A 17,657-nucleotide genomic window follows, 5' to 3' on the forward strand; every position below is an offset into this window, starting at 1 on the left:
AATAAAACCGTTGTTTTATTGTAACATAGTTCCAATGGAGTATAAAACTTATTTTTGCGCCGTAGCATGTAGAAGTTTGTAATTTTGCACCGAATGGCGTTGGAAAATGATATAATGATAGACAAATTGTTGAGGGAATAGAGGAGAAAACGGGATGGCCAATTACCGTATTTTATTAGCGGATGATGAATTAGCGCTTCGGTTTTTATTAACTGAAACTCTAGCAGACGAAGGCTACGAAATAACGGAAGCCGAGGATGGCAAAGAAGCGCTGTTAAACATACAAATCACCCAATATGACTTAATCATTTTGGATTATATGATGCCGGAGCTAACGGGAGTGGAAGTATGTGAATGGCTGCGCAATCAGTCGAACCCAAACCAAGCTACTCCAGTTATATTGCTGACCGCTAAAGCATTGGAGAAAGACCGCGAACGTGCGAAAAAGGCTGGGGTTAGCTCTTATATTGTGAAGCCGTTCAGTCCGCTTCAGCTGGTTGATACAGTTCAGCAATTGATTGAGAGCAGGCAGCAGGATGTTTAGTAACTATCTATTTTGAAATGACTGGAAGTGAAAGGTTTGCGTCAATTATCGCCTGAGGAACGCTTGCAAAAGGAAGCAAGACTGATGAAGGAAGGGCGTAAGCGGTATGTGGATGAGCTCCGCAAACAGCTGAAGGAGTTTCACGACATGGGTGAGGTTTGCGAGTCCGAGCGTACGCTTGAGACAGCCAAGCGTATCTATAGAGTGGTACATACGATCAAGGGCAGCGCACCTATATTTGGTTTCATGCGCATTGGTTTTGTTGCTGAGAAGCTTGTCCGTCTCTGGGAATGGACTCAAGATTCGGCTAACGACTGGGATGCTGAACGAATTGCATTGGAATTCCAGCATGGTGTACACGCCGGGGCGCAGTGGAAGCAGCAGCTGCTCATGGAGTTTGATCTATATTGTCAGGAGATGGAACTGGACGAGCATCAGGAGCAGTTCGGGAAGCTCACGCTTGCTCCTTCGGGGGGCAGGCTGCTCATAATAGATGATGATGAGGCTCTTCGTTCTTATCTAGTGCGGCGATTAAAACTGGAAGGCTATGAGGTGGATCATGCTGCTGATGTTGTAACAGCTCAGAAGCTGCTTCGCGAGCATAATTACGATCTGATCACCTTGGATCTGATGATGCACCCGCAGTCTGGCTATGAACTGTTTGAATTTGTGAAAGAGGACCCCACTTTAAAATGGGTACCGCTCGTAGTGCTATCCGGCCGGGATGATATTCATGATAAAGTGCGTTGTTTTTACTTGGGCGCGGATGATTTCGTCACTAAGCCTTTTCAATATGAGGAATTGAGCGCACGCATCTACAGTCTGCTCAAGCGCACCAAAAACTTCGAGCAGATGGCGTTTCGCGACCCTTTGACAGGTATTTATAACCGCAGGTTCTTCGATCATCAAATTCAGGTGGAGCTGCAGCGGGTGACCCGCTATCCGGCTCCGATTTCACTTGTATTTATCGATATTGATAGATTCAAATCTATAAACGATACGCATGGGCATCACGTAGGGGATTTGGTGCTGCAGGGATTGGCGCATGTGCTGCAAAAGCATCTGAGGTCAACCGACCTGATTGCGCGTTTCGGCGGGGAAGAGTTTGTGGTTGTACTTCCGGGAAGTACAGCACCGGATGCGCAAAAATCGATTGAATTCATTCTGCAGCAAATTCGTTCCGAACCGGTGGCTCAAAATGATGGACTTATCTTTCATATTACTTTCTCTGCGGGTATCTCTGCATGGTCCCAGGGAATGACTATAGAAGAGTGGATTAAGCGTTCCGATGATGCCATGTATGCTGCGAAGCAGGCTGGAAGAGACCGTGTCATGATTTATGCTGATGAGATGGGTGAATTTGGTTCTTCCTTGTCGGATGGAGCCGATGAGCATCGTCTGACGGTTTTAATCGCCGATGATGACCGTATTCTTCGCTCGATTCTGGTCTCTAAGTTGCAGCATCTTCCGGTCAGCTTCCTGGAAGCATCGGATGGTGAAGAGGCCTACAGCATTCTTACGCGACAGTCCGTTGATTTGTGTATTTTGGACGGCGTGATGCCTCGATTGGGAGGGTTTGAACTGTTGGATAGGTTCGAGAAGGAATGCTCAAAGCCGTCGAATTTGTCCATCTTGATGTTGTCCGGACGAAGCCGTGAGGATGAGCCAGCGAAGGGAATGTCGGCGGGGATAGATGTGTTCATGCACAAGCCGTTTTCGATGGTGGAACTTGAAATGAAAGTCAAGCAGCTGCTTCATATCCAATAAGGATTAATAGCTCATACTTTATTATGATAGTCGTTGAAAATGAAAAGCCCCTTGCTTCCGCTGTGGAAGAAGGGGCTCATTTCTTATTACAGGTCGTCCCAGTTCATGTTGGACGATTTACTGTAGTTGGTCACTTTCTGCTCGAAGAAGTCCGTTTTTATGCCGTTCATGTTACTGAACGTTTCAACCCATTTCATCGGATGGTCTACAACTTCTGGGAACAAAATTTCGAGACCAAGGTTTCTCAAGCGCTCGTTAGACAAGTACTTGATGTATTGATCAATGATTTCGTTGCTGAGGCCGTTAATGTTGTTGTTAGTAATATATTGGCCCCATTCGATTTCATGCTGAACAGCGGTTCTCATCATTTGACGCAGCTCTTCGACGAGCTCGTCGGTGAAAACTTCCGGATTTTCCTTACGGATTTCCCGGAAAATATTTTGGAACAACGCCAGATGGGTAAGCTCATCGCGTTGAATGTACTTAATTTCGGATACAGTGCCTAGCATTTTACCTTGACGTCCGAGTGCGTAGAAGAAGCTGAAGCCGCTATAGAAGTAAATGCCTTCCAAAATATAGTTGGCCATAATGGTTTTCATCAGGTTCGGCGTAGACGGTTCCTCGATAAAGTTTTCATACAAGTCGGTGATGAACCGGTTGCGGCGCAATAAGTGCTTGTCTTCACGCCATTGGTTGTAAATATCGTCACGCGCTTCAGCTGAAACTACGCTATCCAGAATGTATGAATAGCTCTGGCTATGAACAGCTTCTTGGAACGTTTGTACCGTTAGGCACAGATTAACCTCGGATGCCGTAATGTATTCGTTAATGTTAGGCAGGTTCGCTGTTTGCAGTGAGTCTAGGAAAATAAGGAAGCTGATGATTTTATCATAGCTTTGGCGCTCTTGAGGCGACAAGAATTTGTAGTCTTTAGCGTCTTGAGCCAAAGGAATTTCTTCTGGAATCCAGAAATTGTTCATCATCGTACGATACATTTTCGTAGCCCAATCGTACTTTACATTGTTAAGCTCAATCAGATTCGTCGTATTACCACCGATCATGCGGCGTTTACCCCAGTCACGATCACCGTGCTCGTTAAACAATTTTTTCTTCTGTAATTGGTCCAAAGAAGAGCTACCCCCTAAATCCCCCTGCAAGGGGGACCCCATGGGGCTCTGCCCCCTGGACCCCCTCGGCTATGGGAGTTACTTGTTGTTGGTTTGGAGCGCGTCCGTACCCCTGATATTCGGCTTTTTCGCCGATATCAGGGGTACACGCTTTACGTTGGTGCGATAGTGCGTTTTGGTGTCAGGTTGGTGGAGCTGGGCGCTTACGTAAGTGCTTGCTCATTCGCTGTCGCTAATGAGAGGGCACCTACACGCTTAACGTCCTGAAGGTTTGGGCAGGGAAGGAAAGAGAGGCAGTTCGCTTCGCTGCTGCCAAAACCAAGAGCCCAAGAGCCAAACCCCAAACTCACAGAACCTAACCTGCTACATTACTTGTAATGCTTACATTATTATGCCATTATGCCGAGCAGCTTACGCAATCTTCCACTTCAAGGCTTTTATTACGTACGTAGTAAACAGTTTTTAAGCCGTTTTCCCAAGCAGCCATATACAGCTCCAGGAATTCTTTAGCAGAAAGTTCAGGAGTGATGTACAGGTTGAATGATTGTGCTTGATCGATATGACGTTGACGAACGCCAGCGGCTTTAATACTCCAATGTTGGTCAATACGATGAGCTTCTTTATAGAACCACATCGTTTCGGCATTCAAATTAGGAGCAGTTTGCGGAATGACCGCGTTTTTCTTTTCTTCCACGAAAAACTTGTTGAAGATCGGGTCAATACCGGCGGTAGATCCTGCGATCAACGAAGTGGAAGCCGTAGGAGCGATAGCGAACATCCAAGCGTTACGCACGCCATTTTTAGCAACTTGTTCTTTCAATTCGAGCCATTCCGGGCTGTTGTATCCGCGGTCTTCAAAGTAAACGCCAGTTTGCCATTCGCTGCCTTCGAATAATTTGAAGGAGCCTTTTTCTTTAGCGATTTCCATAGAAGCCTTGATCGCGTAGTAGTTCATCCACTCATAAACTTCATCCGCTTTTGCAATATGCTCATCGGATTCCCATTGGATTTTCAGCTGAGCTAGCATTTGATGATAGCCACTAGAGCCGAGACCGACAGCACGGTATTTTTTATTCGTAATTTCGGCTTGCGGGATAGGGTAGTGGTTCAAATCGATAACATTATCCATCATACGCATTTGCGTAGTTACGACACGCTCGATATCTTCTTTCGTGTACACGCGACCCAAGTTAAGGGAAGACAGGTTGCACACGACGAAGTCGCCACTCTTCACTTGATTCGTGATAATGCCGTCTTCATGGTGGCTTTGAACCAGCTCGGTTGGGCTCATGTTCTGGCAAATTTCAGTACACAGGTTAGAGCAATATACCATACCTGCATGTTTGTTAGGATTAGCTCGGTTGACGGTATCGCGGAAGAACAAGAAAGGTGTTCCTGTTTCGAACGAGCTCGTCATAATGCGCTTCATGATGTCGATAGCAGGAATTTCTTCTTTAGAAATTTTATCGTCATTTACGCACTCCCAATAGCGGCGTTCCCATTCCTCGCCCCAACTGTCTTCGATCGAGTAGCCTTTTGTTTTACGAACCTCATGAGGGTCGAACAAGTACCAAGTGCCTCTCTCTTTAACAGTTTTCATGAACAAATCGGGGATACAAACGCCAGGGAAAATGTCGTGAGCTTTCATACGATCATCGCCGTTGTTTGTTTTCAAGTTAAGGAAATCGAGAATATCTTTATGCCATACGTCCAGGTACACGGCTACCGCACCAGAGCGCACGCCTAATTGATCTACCGCGACAGCTGTATTATTGTAGTTTTTGATCCACGGCACTACGCCGCCTGCAACGCCCTTGTAACCGCGAATGTTTGAGCCGCGGCTGCGCACCTTGCCGACATAGATTCCCATGCCGCCGCCATGCTTGGATACTTGAGCAAAGCTTTGGTCTACGTTATAAATGCCCCACAGGTTGTCCGGCACAGTATCAATAAAGCAGCTGGACAGCTGATGCAGCGGTTTGCGAGCATTAGCCAGCGTCGGTGTAGCTACGGTCATTTCCAGGTTGCTGAGCACATCGTAGAATTGTTTGGCCCATTTAAGCTTGTCCGCTTCTTTCATGGCCAAATGCATGGCTACGCCCATGAACAATTCCTGCGGCAGCTCCAGAACTTCTTTGTCTACACCGCGAATCAAGTAACGGTCGGACAATGTTTTGAGACCAATATAGTTTAAGAGGTAGTCGCGCTCCGGTTTGATATAAGCGCCCAGCTCTTGAATTTCTTCCTTGGAATAGTTCTCGACTATGTATTTTCCATACAGTCCCATATCGGTTAAGTAAGTTATGAGGGAATACAGGTCGCCGTAGCCGAAGTGGCCATATTTACGGTTCAAACGGGCTTCCTTGTACAAATCGTAGGTGAGAAGCTTTGCAGCGACATACTGCCAGTTCGGTTGTTCGACGCTTGTTTTTTCCACAGCTACTTGTATAAGCAAACGTTGAATTTCTTTAGTAGAAATACCGTTGCGGAACAGTGGCAGCAATGCGGTTTCCAGCTCCAGCTGATCGCATTCCGGGTAAGATTCGCAGGCGAAATCGATAACCTTCTTCATTTTGGAGAAAACAAGTTCTTCCTTAGTTCCGTCTCTCTTTACGATAATCATAAAACCTACTCCTTTTTGAGCAAAGATGGGAAAAATGCGCATTGAAAAAGCATGCGGCCTGCTTAGAAATAAGCGGGCGCATGCCAGCAGCTAAGTAAGCCTAATTGGCAATGCATTGATGTGGTGCGGGTTCGCACGGCATGTACTACCGAATCTATGAAACCGCTGAAAGCGAATTGTGTCGTTTATGAGAGATATTCCCACAATATATAGTTGTGTTTGAAGCTGTAAATTGAATTTACCTCAATATATGGTGTCTGTCAATTGAATAATTTTCGACAAATACTACGGTTTAGGAGGTGCTTTACTAGCTCTAAAATGGGGGAATTCCCGTGGATAAGGGCTATTTTGGGCTTAAATCAGCTTGCAGGAAGACTCCAATTAGCGGTTTTTTCGACATAAAAATAGGAGCTTAGACCTACGTGTGCTATCTCTACTAATTCTAATGCTAGTTCAGTATAAACAAGATAGAAGTGAGAATCAATCTCAATAATATAATTTGTCTTATAACTTCCGAAGATCTGAGGAAGGAATTTCTAATAACCAATAGAATATATGTTCGTATAAATTATTATGGAGGTTCTGTCCGTATGATTCCATATTCCAAAAAACAATTAGCTCGATCTTACGATGCTGATGCTATACGTCGTTCGCAATCGTCCATAGCGGATTGGAAAGCTGGTGAGAGACGATATTTTGTAGGCCGTTTACGTGAGCAAGGCGGCAAGACAATATTGGAGATAGGGGCAGGGACGGGGAGGGATAGTCTTTATTTCAAGGAATGCGGATTTGAGGTTACCTGTATTGATTTATCAGAAGAGATGGTTCGTCATTGTAAGGAGAAGGGTTTGAATGCAGAGGTGATGGATTTTTATCAGCTTGATTTTGCAGATCAATCGTTTGATGCCGTTTACGCTTTAAACTGTTTATTGCATGTGCCGAAGCCGGAGCTGGGACAAGTGTTTGCTGAAATCCGCAGAGTGTTAAAAGCTGATGGCCTGTTCTACATGGGTGTATACGGGGGCCGTGACTCGGAAGGGGTGTGGGAGAACGATACGTGCGAGCCTAAACGATTCTTTTCCTTCTATACGGATGAAGCCGTTCAAGTAACGGTCAAAACGTATTTCGAGCTGGATTACTTCCGCGTAGTCCCTCTTCAGCCGGACGAGCCCCATTTTCAATCCTTATTATTAATTAATAAATAAAAGAAGCCCTGCAGTGTTTGCTGCAGGGCTTCATAATCTGTTGAGAAGTCAATTGATTCATCAAATATAAGGACGGTAAACGCTCAGAAGCCCTGCAGCATCATCTGCAAGGCTTCACCGCCTCAGCCGAACTGTGCATGATGAAGCTTAGCATACGCGCCTCCTACGGCAAGGAGCTCTTCGTGACGGCCTTGCTCGGCAATACCGTCCTCATTGACGACGATGATTCGATCAGCGTGACGGATCGTCGCGAGTCTGTGGGCGATGACGAGCGTTGTGCGGTTTGCCGACAACTCGCTAAGAGCTTGTTGGATGACCGCTTCCGTCTCGGTATCGAGGGCAGATGTCGCTTCATCGAGTATAAGGATCGGCGGATTTTTGAGGAACATCCGCGCGATGGCCAGGCGCTGCTTTTGCCCGCCTGACAGCTTAACGCCACGCTCGCCTACGGGCGTGTCCAGCCCGAGCGGCAGTGAGTCGATGACTGCCTCCAGATGTGCTCTGCGGGCGGCAGCGACGATCTCGGCTTCGGTTGCGCCGAGCTTGCCATAGGCGATGTTGTCGCGGAGCGTGCCCGCGAACAGGAATACATCCTGCTGCACAATGCCGATTTGTGCGCGCAGGGAGCGCTGTGTCATCTGACGGATGTCGATGCCGTCGATGGAGATGCTCCCGCTCTCGATTTCATAGAAGCGGGGGATGAGGCTGCACAGTGTCGTCTTGCCGGCTCCGGAAGGGCCGACGAAGGCGACTGTTTCGCCGGCGCGGATATGCAGATCGACGTCCTGCAGCACATGTGCATGATTTTCGTAGCCGAAGGTAACTCCATTGAATTCAATATCCCCGCGTAGCTTTTTAACGTCAACCGCATTCGGAGCATCGGCCACATCCGGCTCCACATCCATAATTTCAAGGAACCGCTTGAATCCGGCCATTCCCTTCGGATACTGCTCCAGAAGCGCAGTTATTTTCTCGATCGGTTTGAAGAAGATGTTGACGAATAGGAGGAAGCCGACGAGTTCACCGTAAGACATGCCGCGGTAAATGACGAGCCAAGCCCCGCACAGAAGCACGAGCAGAGTAATGAGCCTCATGAGCAAATACATACCGGAGGAGCTGTAGGCGATGATCCAATACGACTGCAGCTTGGCAAAGCGGTACTTTTTGTTGTTTTCCGCAAACTTCTTAATTTCGTGCTGCTCATTTGTAAACGACTGTACGACGCGAATACCGGCTACACTGTCTTCTACCTGTGCGTTTACATCGGCAATATTGGTGTACATTTGATTGGCGGCCTTAACCAGCTTCCCGTTGCAAAGAACGATGAGCCATATTAATAAAGGCAAAGCAATAAAAGTAATGCAGGCTAGCTGCCAGTTCAAGTAAAGCATAATGGAAAAAGCACCGATAAAGGTCATGACGGCAATAAACAAATCCTCCGGACCGTGGTGCGCCACTTCCCCGATTTCGAATAGATCGTTTGTCATTCTAGACATCAGGTGTCCGGTCTTATGATTATCGAAAAAGCGAAACGATAATTTTTGCACGTGCTGAAACAGCTTTTGACGCATGTCGAACTCAATTTGAATCCCCAGCTTATGTCCCCAATAAGTCACGACAAATTGCAGCCCGCTGCTTATCAAATACATAGCGAGCAGCCCGGCGCCCGCCCACAGGATCCAAGGCCAGTTATGATCAGGCAGGAGCGTATCGACGATCCATTTGACGGCAAGGGGGAAGCACAGCTCAAGCAGCGCCACGAATAAAGAGGCTGTAAAATCGACGGCGAACAGCTTCCAATGAGGCCGATAGAAGGCAATAAAACGGCGTATCACAAAAGATTCATTCCTTTCCATAACAATGTATTTCCGTATTTTAATGGGGAAAAGGCTTTCCGGCAAGATAAGAGATCGTCATAATTATTTTTTCCATCTCCGAGAGTATGACATTACGGTGAAAAGTTTGGTTAGCCCCGTCCGAGTATGCTACATTAGAAAGAAGAATGCGGTCACGGAACGATAGTGATGCTATAGGCATCAAAGAAAAGGGGAGAGCAAGGTTGACTGAAAAAGATGCACTTGTTCGATTCGGCATCTCCATGCCGCAATCATTAATTGAACAGTTCGATGCACTGCTTGCGGAGCAGGGATATGACAACCGTTCTGAAGCCATAAGGGATTTGGTTCGCAAAGCGCTGTTGGCGCCTTCACAGATCCATCCTGATCAGATGGCGGCAGGCACGATAGTGATGGTCTACGATCATCATGTGAGCGATTTGCCTATCGTATTAACGGAGCTGCAGCACGAATACCATCACGAGATCAACTCGACCATGCATATTCATTTGAACCATCAGCAATGCCTTGAGGTTATTGTAGTTCGTGGCATTGTAAGCAAGCTGCGCGAGCTTCAGCAGCGTATCCAAGTGCTCAAAGGAGTTTTCTACGCGGAGCTGTCCGTAACTCATATGGATAATCAGGAAAAGAACGGCTCGCATCACGGGCATGGGCACTCTCACTCCCATTCTCATGGTGAACACGGGCATTAAGCTTATAGAACGTTATATGACTTGAACTTTAGCATCAAAAAAGAGTAGATGGGAGGACTTTGAATGGGCAAGACCTATTTCACCCTGGCCGAAGCCAATGAGATACTGCCGATAGTTAAGCGGGATCTGGAGAAGCTGCAAGAGATCAAGCGCCAGTTTCGCATTAAATACGAGGAGCTTCACCAGCTTAAAAGCTACCATCGGCAGCAGGGTGTCGTCGTCCAAGGTGATCCTTATTTTACGCTGGAATGCGAAATGGATTTCATGCAGGTGGAGGGCAATGCCGTTCTCCAAAGCTTTGAACTCAAAGGTGTTGAACTGAAAGATGTGGATACAGGTCTTGTAGATTTCCCTGCCCTTATGAACGGTGAGGAAGTACTGCTGTGCTGGAGGCAGGGAGAAGAGCGTGTTGAGCATTATCACGGGCTCTATGATGGATTCGCAGGCAGAAAGAAGCTTAAGGGTGAACAGCCCTAGGTACGGTCAAGGAGGATTTTCTCACAATGAGCAGCACTAAGTCGGCCGACATGCATCGGCATCGGATAATGAAGAGGCAAAGTCGTTGGCTTGCGCCATTACTTTGCTGCTTATCTTTCATTTTTTATTTCATCGCTTTGCCGAATCCCGTTTCGGCGCATGCCAGCTTAACCGAATCGGTGCCGGCGGCAAACGCCGAGCTGGATCAAGCTCCTTCCAGTGTTATCCTTACATTTAACGAAAGATTGGAAGATGGCATTTACTATGTCCGGGTACTAGATAGCAGCAAGAAGCAGGTTACTTCGAACAAAGCTCAGCTGAACGCAAACCGGACGGCGGTTGAACTGCAGCTTCCCAAGCTTGGTCAAGGAAGTTATTTGGTCACATATCATGTCATTTCAGCAGACGGACATCCTGTCGAGGGAACCTATTTGTTTGCTGTAGGTCAAAGCTTGACCAATCAACCGGGAGACGCGCTAGCTTCCATGGAACATATGCACTCTCATGGATTATCTACACAGCTGGGCTTCATGGAGATTCTTCAATATATATCGCGGATTGTATATTATGCTCTGATGCTTGCATTTACGGGCTGGATTCTGTGGCTTCGATTCGGTGGCAGTCGCAGTGAAGCCGTGTCGGCTTTGCTTCAAGATTGGGGTACCCAACTGCAGCGTGGATATTTGCTCGCCTTTTTGTTTTTTATGTTCACCCATATCTTCGCGCTTATAGGAGACGGGGGGCCAGATGCGTTCGCGGTCATTTTCACGAAGACGGCAATCGGCTACATCTGGATGGCTTCATTAGTCATATCGTTACTAGGCTTCGTCTTACTGCATCGTCGTTTCTGGCTGGACCTTGTATGGGTAGCACTCATATGGTTGACCAAAGGTTTGAACGGCCATGCGGCTGCGTTTCAGCCCTTGAAGCAGACTCTGCTGCTCGACATCATTCATTTGGCTGCAGCAGCCTTATGGGTGGGAGGACTGCTAATGCTGTTAGTCCTGTGGCGCCGTAATAAAGAAGAAGGGCTGAGGTTCTTCCAGCGTTTCTCTTCAGCTGCATTAGCTTCCATCTTGCTGTTGACGGCATCGGGAATATTGTCCGTGCTGATCTTTTTGCCGGATATTGAATACGTAGTAGAGACACAATGGGGTAAGCTGCTACTAGCCAAGTGCGCTCTTGTCTTGTTGGTTGTGTGTACGGCTGCGCTGCTTCGATGGGTGTTTCGCAAGCGTGAAGAGGGTAAGGCAGCTATCTTGCTTAAAGTCGATGCCGTACTGGCGCTTCTTATCGTTTTCATTGTAGGGGTGTTCACTTACCTAACTCCGCTGCCCTCGAATGAGCCTTTAAATTGGCATGTGATGGGCGAGAAAATTCATATGACTGCGCAGATTACGCCTAACGTTCCGGGTGTGAATGAGTTTACGGTGAAGGTGTGGCTTCCTGAATCGTTAGGTAAACCTAAACAGATGATCCTGAAGCTCCACGACGCGAATGCCAAAGATATAGCACCTATTGAGGTGCCGCTCCAATATACGGAGGACGTTAGTGTGGAGGACAGCTTTGGAGGTCTGAAGAAACATACGTACAAAGCTAAAGGAGCCTACCTCCCTTATCCTGGTTATTGGGATATCGAGGTCCGGGTGATGGATAGCAATGATGATGAAACGGTATATGACAAACAAATTCGCCTTTTTTAGAAGGTAAAAGATGAAAACCCAATGGGGTGCTTAATAGGCAGCCCATTGGGTTTTATTGTTATTAACCGTTAGCCGAATGGAGCTTGGCTCGTTGCTCTTGTGTCTCAGGTTCTTTGACGGAACGATAGGTTAAGTAAAAGCCAACGCGGATAATGGCAATCACAATGAAGCATCCCCATAGCGGTAGAAAAGAAATTAGAGCACCGGCAAATAGTGCACCAATGGCGTTTCCAGCGTTCATTACAAGCTGAAAGTCGGAGAAATAAGCCATTTCCTTACGGTGTTTAGAGGCTTCTTTCATCATGATCGTTTGAGAAGCTACCTCATGAACAGCAAGGCAGACACCAACCCAGCCTTGAATGACAAGCAGCAGCCAGAACGAGTGAATAAATCCGTAAGGCAGTACAGCAAGCGCCATTCCGATAACGGCTGTTCCGTACACCTTCATCATACCGAATTTTTCCATACAGTGTCGGGCAACCGGCAGCAGCAGAGTGGACACAATTCCGGCAATAACGACGAAATAGGCGATTTGGGAATTGGTCAGTTTAAGTACATTGACGTGGTAGATGACGAACAGCGGAGGTACCATTGCAATGCCGACATTATTGAGTCCCATCCACCAGGTTTTTCGATCGCATTCTTGAAACGGCTTCATCCAGGTCAGGCGAATTGGCTTCCTCTCTTTAGGAGCCAGTTCCGCGATCAAGGACATCCCTGCAAAGGTGGCCAAGCACCCAAGCAGCATCGATATTACGTAGTTTTTTGGGAACATCCAGTCGAAGGCATCGAGGTATTGACCGATTCCAAAGCTACCGAAGGTTACGATAATAATGCCGATTATTTTATTGTTGCTAAAAATTTTCGGGAACTCGTCAGGAGCGATCCATCTGCGCATAATGGCGGGCTGCTGCGCGCCTGTTATCATGACGGCCACAGCATTGATGCACCAGAAAAATAACAGAAAAGGGATAGGATGAGGCAGCAGTGCGGCAAAAGCCATGCACAAAAACGCCAGCTGCCGTATGTAGCCGCTGACAAGAAAGACACCTCTGGTTACCGGGAGCTGTCGGGTGAGAAATGCTAACGACAACGCGCAGAACAGAGGTGGCAACGAATTGGATAATGCGATTTCGAAATTGCTCGCCCCTAAACGGGCGATAAGTACTTGAAGGAACGTGAAAAAGCTGACGCTTTTCATATTTTGCAAAGCGGCATCCATGTAAATTCGTGTCGTAAGCTTCATCGGTTTCAAGACCTTTCTGTTCTAGCTGTGAATGGCATAAATGCTTTCATGATGCGTTCACGAACTAGCATACCTTAAACCTGCGACCGAATAACATGGACGGTACTGTCTAAAAACATGGATTATATTGCTTAGTCTTTCCAGCTTTGCTTATGCAGATCGGAAACATATTGTGCAGCTGCTGCGTTGGAGATAACCTGCTCTGGACTTTTGCAGCCTGGAATAACGGCTGTTACGGCAGGATGCTTCAAGCACCAGGCTAATGCCCATGTGGCCATATCCATCCCTGCAGGCACCTCGTTCTCGCGAATGCGTGCAGCTTCCTCCAGACGAAGAATCGTCTGATCGCGATCGTGACGGTTGCGGACGTCATTATCCGGGAATACGGCACCCGGCTTATATTTGCCGCTCAAATAGCCGCTAGCCAACGGTACACGTGCTAGCACACCCAAGTCTTGCTCTTCGCAGGAAGGAAATACGCGTTCCTCCGGTTTGCGGTCCAAACGGTTATAAACGACTTGAATAGCTTGCGAATTCACTTTGGTTGAAGCCGCGGTTTGATGAAGATTATCGTTGCTTCCGATCGAGGTACCCAGGTGACGGATTTTGCCTGCCTGTACCTGTTTGTCTAATAAGGTCCACAGCTCATCCTGGTCGAAGGCTTCATCCGTACCCGAATGAAACTGGTAGAGATCGATATAATCGGTCTTTAGCGCTCTAAGAGAAGCTTCTAACTGATCTAATACTTCCTTCGGCGACCAGTGCTGTGTGCGCTCCTGGTGCCCGTGGAAATGATGGCCGAATTTCGTAGCGATGACCCAATCCTCGCGGCGGTTGCGTGACACGTAGCCTCCAATGAGCGATTCGGAGGTATGATCTCCATAGCATTCAGCCGTATCGATCAAGTTAATGCCGGATGTCTTGGCTTGATCCAGAATCGCGTCCGCTTCAGCCTGAGTGAATGCCTTACCCCACTCTCCCCCGAACTGCCACGTGCCGACTCCTATGACGGATACTTTCAAATTGGTTTTGCCAAGTCTGCGGTATTTCATGCGGATCCCTCCCTGAATATGGATGACTGTCTCCTTTATTTAACGACAACACCGCAAGGATGTCAAAATTCCCACCGCTTGAAATGAGCTTTTATTTTCGAATAAAATAATGCAAGCAGATTCAAAATAAACCTAAAGCAAGTTGGGAGGAACAACCTTATGAAACGAAGAACACTCGTTCTTTCGGCATTATCGCTTTTCATAGCAGTAACAGCACTAACTGCATGTAACAAAAATACCGCCAACTCCAATGACCCTGGCGCTAAGCCGGCGACACTTCAAGGAGAATCGGAGCATTGGAAAGTAAAAGTTGACTATACGGCAAAAGGCTCCAAGCTGCAAGAAGCGCTTACGGTTGAATATAAAATAGATGAAAAACTCGGTGAAGCAGCTTTTTCTGTTGTTCATACTAGTGGAAACCCGCTGATTAATGCTGTTGCTGAGCCATCTTTGCTCAAGCCGGAACAGCCGATGACCCTGGACAGAAAAGGGGAAGTAACTAGCTGGAAGGATACCGAACAGGTGCAAGTCGAATGGACAGTTGGACAAGAAAGAACGAAAGAATATATAACGGTAGTCAACAAAGCCGCAGCCGCGACTCCTTAGTTTTTTGAAAATTTATGTTACATTAATCTTTCCTTTGCCGAAATGATGTATTGTGAACAAGAGAAACGGCAAAGGAGCTGAAACGATGCAACGGGTGAAACGATGGATCAAAGATTGGGTTCCAACGTTGGCAATCGCTGTGATTGTCAGCTTTTCCTTCAATACGTATGTTGCCCAGGGAATGAAAGTGCCGACCGGTTCGATGCTTCCTACCATCCAACTGGACGATAAAATATTGGTCGAAAAGATGGTCAAGCTGACCGACTTTCAATTCGGAGATGTTGTCGTGTTCTATCCTCCGCTGCCGGATCAGGCTGATCAGCGTTTTGTAAAGCGATTAATCGGCCTTCCAGGCGATACGATAGAAATTAAAGACGGCAGTTTGATCCGTAATGGGGAGAAAGTGGACGAGCCTTATTTGAATGAGAAAATGAAGTACACCTACGGGCCGATTACGGTGCCTGAGGACAAATATTTCTTCTTGGGAGATAACCGCAATGATAGTCTCGATTCCCATTTATGGCCAACGACGCCTTTTGTAGATAAAAGCAAGCTGGTGGGAAAAGTTATGTTCCGGTATTTTCCGTTCAATCATATTGGCACACTGGATTGATTCATAGGGATAAGCAAAAATAGTAAATACCTTCTACCGTTTATGGTTAGGAGGTATTTTTTGGTATAATCAGCTGTATGACAATAGAGGCATCAGATTCTGCGTTCTGAAGCTATGGGGAGTGTATATATGAACAAGGAGCTTATTACGATTCAGGCTATGAAGTACGGCAACCGTCTCCATTACGAATGGAATACGATGCTGCTTGAGAAGACAGATACGCACATCTTTGTGCTGAGCGAGCGGGGCCGGCAATTGCATCATTACACGAGAGGCAAAACCTTTATTTGTGATCATTGGACGATTGAATTTTTCTCCTTTGATTCTTGGTACACCGTGAGTGCAGATGTTGCGGACGGCAAGATCTTTCAATATTATTGCAATATTAATCAGCCGGCTGTATGGAACGGAAATACGGTGTCGTATGTCGACCTGGACTTGGATTTTGTACAAAGAAACAACATATGGAAGGTCGTCGATGAGGACGAATTCGCCGTTAATTCAGTAGAGCTATCTTATCCTCCTGATTTGGTGGAAAGAGCGAGAGTGGAATTAAAGAGTCTTCAGCAGCGAGTGGAGAATAGGCAGTTTCCTTTTGATGGAACGATTGAAAGGTTTATTGAGGCAATACCTGGAAGAGGAGGTGTGGAGAATTGAAGGTTTCAGCGATCGTGTTGGATTTGGACGGAACGTTATTGAATTCCCGAAAAAAGGTCAGTCCTCGTAATTTGAGCGCTGTTTTAGAATGCTACAACAGAGGGATTCCGATCATTATCGCTACTGCCCGTCCCCCGAGGTCTGTTAAAGACTTGCTTCCTGAACAATTACGGAGCATAGGAGTCAAGATTTATTATAATGGAGCATTAGTGATTAGCGAGGTATTGAATCTAAGAGAGCATTACCCACTAGATGATTCTATTAACGCAGAACTGATTGATTATCTCATATCAAGTGAGAGTGACCCCCATCTTTCTGTTGAGGTTGAAGATAGTTGGTATAGTAATAGAGAATTGGATTACACCGAATTAATGCAGATTAAGACTAAGCCGGATATTGTCGGGATTGAAGAAATGCGTCAACTCGCAGCCTCTAAACTACTAATAACCAACTTCAAAGAAACTGGGAAATTATTAGAGCAGTTCCTGCATAAAGTGAATATTGTAATAACGGATTCCGGATCACTAATCCAAATCTCCTCTAAAAAGGCATCCAAAGAAAACGCAGTTGCACAAATATGCGAAAGGTTGGGCTTTCTACTCGAGGAAGTTATGGTGTTTGGAGATGACTATAACGATTTGGGACTTTTCCGTTTATGCGGCTTTCCGATTGCAATGGGAAATGCGATTGAGGAATTAAAAGATATTGCCTATGAGGTTACGGAAACAAATGACCATGACGGAGTAGCTGTGTTGCTGGAACGAATAATTAGTTGAGTTTGGAGTGGTCAATGCTTTTTTGGAGAAGGTTAAAGAGTTATCATAGACAAGTCTGCGTAAACTGTATATAATTGGATATATATTTCTTTGTGAGCCATTCCCATATGCGGGTGTAGTTCAATGGCAGAACTCCAGCTTCCCAAGCTGGTGGCGTGGGTTCGATTCCCATCACCCGCTTACAAGAAAAACCCTTGATTTATAAGGGTTTTTCTTCTTTTTATATGGGAATTATGAGGAGTTATTTTAGATATTGGGGACAGATTGGTGCCATTTACTTTCGGATCGACAATTTGCTTCTATTTAAAACCTTATTAAGGGAGGGTGTTATGAACCTAATGGAACTAAGAATACCCCAGGGCTATGCAATTGGATATAACAAATTTTGTGATGTCGAACCGAAGCTAGATACAGAGGATAGTACTTTCTTGGCTAATTGGCATTACTTCACTGAGGATCTTCTCCAAATATATAAAATGGGGCTTAAAAATGGCAAATGGCTTATACCTGAAAAGGGAAAAGAAAGAATAGTAATTGACTTAGGCTGGTATCCAGATTCAAGCGCTGAGGGAGAATATATATTGGTTATAGTAAATGAAAACTGGAATGTACTAAAAGAGAAGCGAACAAAAGATAAATATGAAATAAAAGAAACATTAGAGGATTGGTTAGAAAAGCTATATTCTAATCCCAAATGGCTATGAAAACCAAAA

Annotated in this window: 16 protein-coding genes and 1 tRNA gene; 12 read left to right on the forward strand and 5 right to left on the reverse strand. The window is 46.2% G+C overall.

All coding sequences use genetic code 11. The features are described 5' to 3' along the window. The first annotated feature begins 154 nt into the window (after window positions 1–154). Window positions 155–544, forward strand: a complete 390-nt coding sequence (locus BP97_RS0122110) for a response regulator (RefSeq protein WP_028551068.1) — start codon at window positions 155–157, stop codon at window positions 542–544. A 36-nt stretch (window positions 545–580) separates the two neighbouring features. Then, window positions 581–2,311, forward strand: a complete 1,731-nt coding sequence (locus tag BP97_RS0122115; RefSeq protein WP_036746361.1) for a diguanylate cyclase — start codon at window positions 581–583, stop codon at window positions 2,309–2,311. Window positions 2,312–2,397: 86 nt separating this feature from the next. Here BP97_RS0122115 and BP97_RS0122120 read toward each other — a convergent pair whose 3' ends face one another. Together BP97_RS0122120 and BP97_RS0122125 are read right to left on the reverse strand one after the other, a co-directional pair. After that, window positions 2,398–3,438, reverse strand: a complete 1,041-nt coding sequence (locus BP97_RS0122120) for a ribonucleotide-diphosphate reductase subunit beta (RefSeq protein ID WP_028551070.1) — start codon at window positions 3,436–3,438, stop codon at window positions 2,398–2,400. 397 nt (window positions 3,439–3,835) lie between these two features. Then, window positions 3,836–6,061 (reverse strand): ribonucleoside-diphosphate reductase subunit alpha, encoded by a 2,226-nt coding sequence (locus BP97_RS0122125; RefSeq protein ID WP_028551071.1) that lies wholly within the window; start codon window positions 6,059–6,061, stop codon window positions 3,836–3,838. A 590-nt stretch (window positions 6,062–6,651) separates the two neighbouring features. Here BP97_RS0122125 and BP97_RS0122130 point away from each other — a divergent pair. Further along, window positions 6,652–7,266 (forward strand): class I SAM-dependent methyltransferase, encoded by a 615-nt coding sequence (locus tag BP97_RS0122130; RefSeq protein ID WP_028551072.1) that lies wholly within the window; start codon window positions 6,652–6,654, stop codon window positions 7,264–7,266. A 122-nt stretch (window positions 7,267–7,388) separates the two neighbouring features. Here the strand turns inward: BP97_RS0122130 and BP97_RS0122135 are convergent, their stop codons facing one another. Further along, on the reverse strand, window positions 7,389–9,101 hold the full coding sequence (locus tag BP97_RS0122135) for an ABC transporter ATP-binding protein (RefSeq protein WP_028551073.1): 1,713 nt from the start codon (window positions 9,099–9,101) through the stop codon (window positions 7,389–7,391). Window positions 9,102–9,325: 224 nt separating this feature from the next. On the opposite strand from BP97_RS0122135, the gene nikR reads away from it, so the two are divergent. From nikR to BP97_RS0122150, 3 genes are all read left to right on the forward strand, one after another. After that, entirely contained in the window at window positions 9,326–9,814 is a 489-nt protein-coding gene (gene nikR / locus BP97_RS0122140) for a nickel-responsive transcriptional regulator NikR (RefSeq protein ID WP_028551074.1), read from the forward strand. A 63-nt stretch (window positions 9,815–9,877) separates the two neighbouring features. Continuing rightward, entirely contained in the window at window positions 9,878–10,291 is a 414-nt protein-coding gene (locus BP97_RS0122145; RefSeq protein ID WP_028551075.1) for a DUF2203 domain-containing protein, read from the forward strand. A 26-nt stretch (window positions 10,292–10,317) separates the two neighbouring features. Continuing rightward, the gene (locus BP97_RS0122150; RefSeq protein ID WP_231506365.1) at window positions 10,318–11,994 is read left to right on the forward strand and encodes a copper resistance CopC/CopD family protein; all 1,677 of its coding nucleotides are present in this window, start codon (window positions 10,318–10,320) and stop codon (window positions 11,992–11,994) included. A gap of 61 nt (window positions 11,995–12,055) precedes the next feature. Here BP97_RS0122150 and BP97_RS0122155 read toward each other — a convergent pair whose 3' ends face one another. Beyond that, the gene (locus tag BP97_RS0122155) at window positions 12,056–13,240 is read right to left on the reverse strand and encodes an MFS transporter (RefSeq protein WP_028551077.1); all 1,185 of its coding nucleotides are present in this window, start codon (window positions 13,238–13,240) and stop codon (window positions 12,056–12,058) included. A gap of 131 nt (window positions 13,241–13,371) precedes the next feature. Further along, on the reverse strand, window positions 13,372–14,292 hold the full coding sequence (locus BP97_RS0122160; RefSeq protein ID WP_028551078.1) for an aldo/keto reductase: 921 nt from the start codon (window positions 14,290–14,292) through the stop codon (window positions 13,372–13,374). Window positions 14,293–14,451: 159 nt separating this feature from the next. Here BP97_RS0122160 and BP97_RS0122165 point away from each other — a divergent pair, with 159 nt between their 5' ends. From BP97_RS0122165 to BP97_RS0122190, 6 genes are all read left to right on the forward strand, one after another. Beyond that, a complete protein-coding gene (locus BP97_RS0122165) occupies window positions 14,452–14,898 on the forward strand; it encodes a hypothetical protein (protein WP_028551079.1) in 447 nt (148 codons plus the stop codon). An 85-nt stretch (window positions 14,899–14,983) separates the two neighbouring features. Further along, window positions 14,984–15,511, forward strand: a complete 528-nt coding sequence (gene lepB, locus BP97_RS0122170) for a signal peptidase I (RefSeq protein WP_028551080.1) — start codon at window positions 14,984–14,986, stop codon at window positions 15,509–15,511. Window positions 15,512–15,640: 129 nt separating this feature from the next. Beyond that, entirely contained in the window at window positions 15,641–16,168 is a 528-nt protein-coding gene (locus tag BP97_RS0122175) for a DUF402 domain-containing protein (RefSeq protein WP_028551081.1), read from the forward strand. Beyond that, entirely contained in the window at window positions 16,165–16,944 is a 780-nt protein-coding gene (locus BP97_RS0122180) for a Cof-type HAD-IIB family hydrolase (RefSeq protein ID WP_028551082.1), read from the forward strand. The genes BP97_RS0122175 and BP97_RS0122180 overlap by 4 nt, the downstream gene beginning before the upstream one ends. 109 nt (window positions 16,945–17,053) lie before the next feature. Further along, a tRNA-Gly gene (locus BP97_RS0122185) sits at window positions 17,054–17,124 on the forward strand. A 149-nt stretch (window positions 17,125–17,273) separates the two neighbouring features. Further along, a complete protein-coding gene (locus tag BP97_RS0122190; protein ID WP_028551083.1) occupies window positions 17,274–17,648 on the forward strand; it encodes a hypothetical protein in 375 nt (124 codons plus the stop codon). The last annotated feature ends 9 nt before the right edge of the window (window positions 17,649–17,657 follow it).

The organism is Paenibacillus sp. UNC451MF, assembly GCF_000686845.1.
Classification (GTDB): Bacteria; Bacillota; Bacilli; order Paenibacillales; family NBRC-103111; genus Paenibacillus_S.

Coding starts and splice junctions, on each gene's coding strand:
- BP97_RS0122110 (WP_028551068.1), top strand. CDS start 155: ATGGCCAATTACCGTATTTTATTAGCGGATGATGAATTAGCGCTTCGG.
- BP97_RS0122125 (WP_028551071.1), bottom strand. CDS start 6,061: ATGATTATCGTAAAGAGAGACGGAACTAAGGAAGAACTTGTTTTCTCC.
- BP97_RS0122130 (WP_028551072.1), top strand. CDS start 6,652: ATGATTCCATATTCCAAAAAACAATTAGCTCGATCTTACGATGCTGAT.
- BP97_RS0122145 (WP_028551075.1), top strand. CDS start 9,878: ATGGGCAAGACCTATTTCACCCTGGCCGAAGCCAATGAGATACTGCCG.
- BP97_RS0122150 (WP_231506365.1), top strand. CDS start 10,318: ATGAGCAGCACTAAGTCGGCCGACATGCATCGGCATCGGATAATGAAG.
- BP97_RS0122155 (WP_028551077.1), bottom strand. CDS start 13,240: ATGAAGCTTACGACACGAATTTACATGGATGCCGCTTTGCAAAATATG.
- BP97_RS0122160 (WP_028551078.1), bottom strand. CDS start 14,292: ATGAAATACCGCAGACTTGGCAAAACCAATTTGAAAGTATCCGTCATA.
- BP97_RS0122165 (WP_028551079.1), top strand. CDS start 14,452: ATGAAACGAAGAACACTCGTTCTTTCGGCATTATCGCTTTTCATAGCA.
- lepB (WP_028551080.1), top strand. CDS start 14,984: ATGCAACGGGTGAAACGATGGATCAAAGATTGGGTTCCAACGTTGGCA.
- BP97_RS0122175 (WP_028551081.1), top strand. CDS start 15,641: ATGAACAAGGAGCTTATTACGATTCAGGCTATGAAGTACGGCAACCGT.
- BP97_RS0122190 (WP_028551083.1), top strand. CDS start 17,274: ATGAACCTAATGGAACTAAGAATACCCCAGGGCTATGCAATTGGATAT.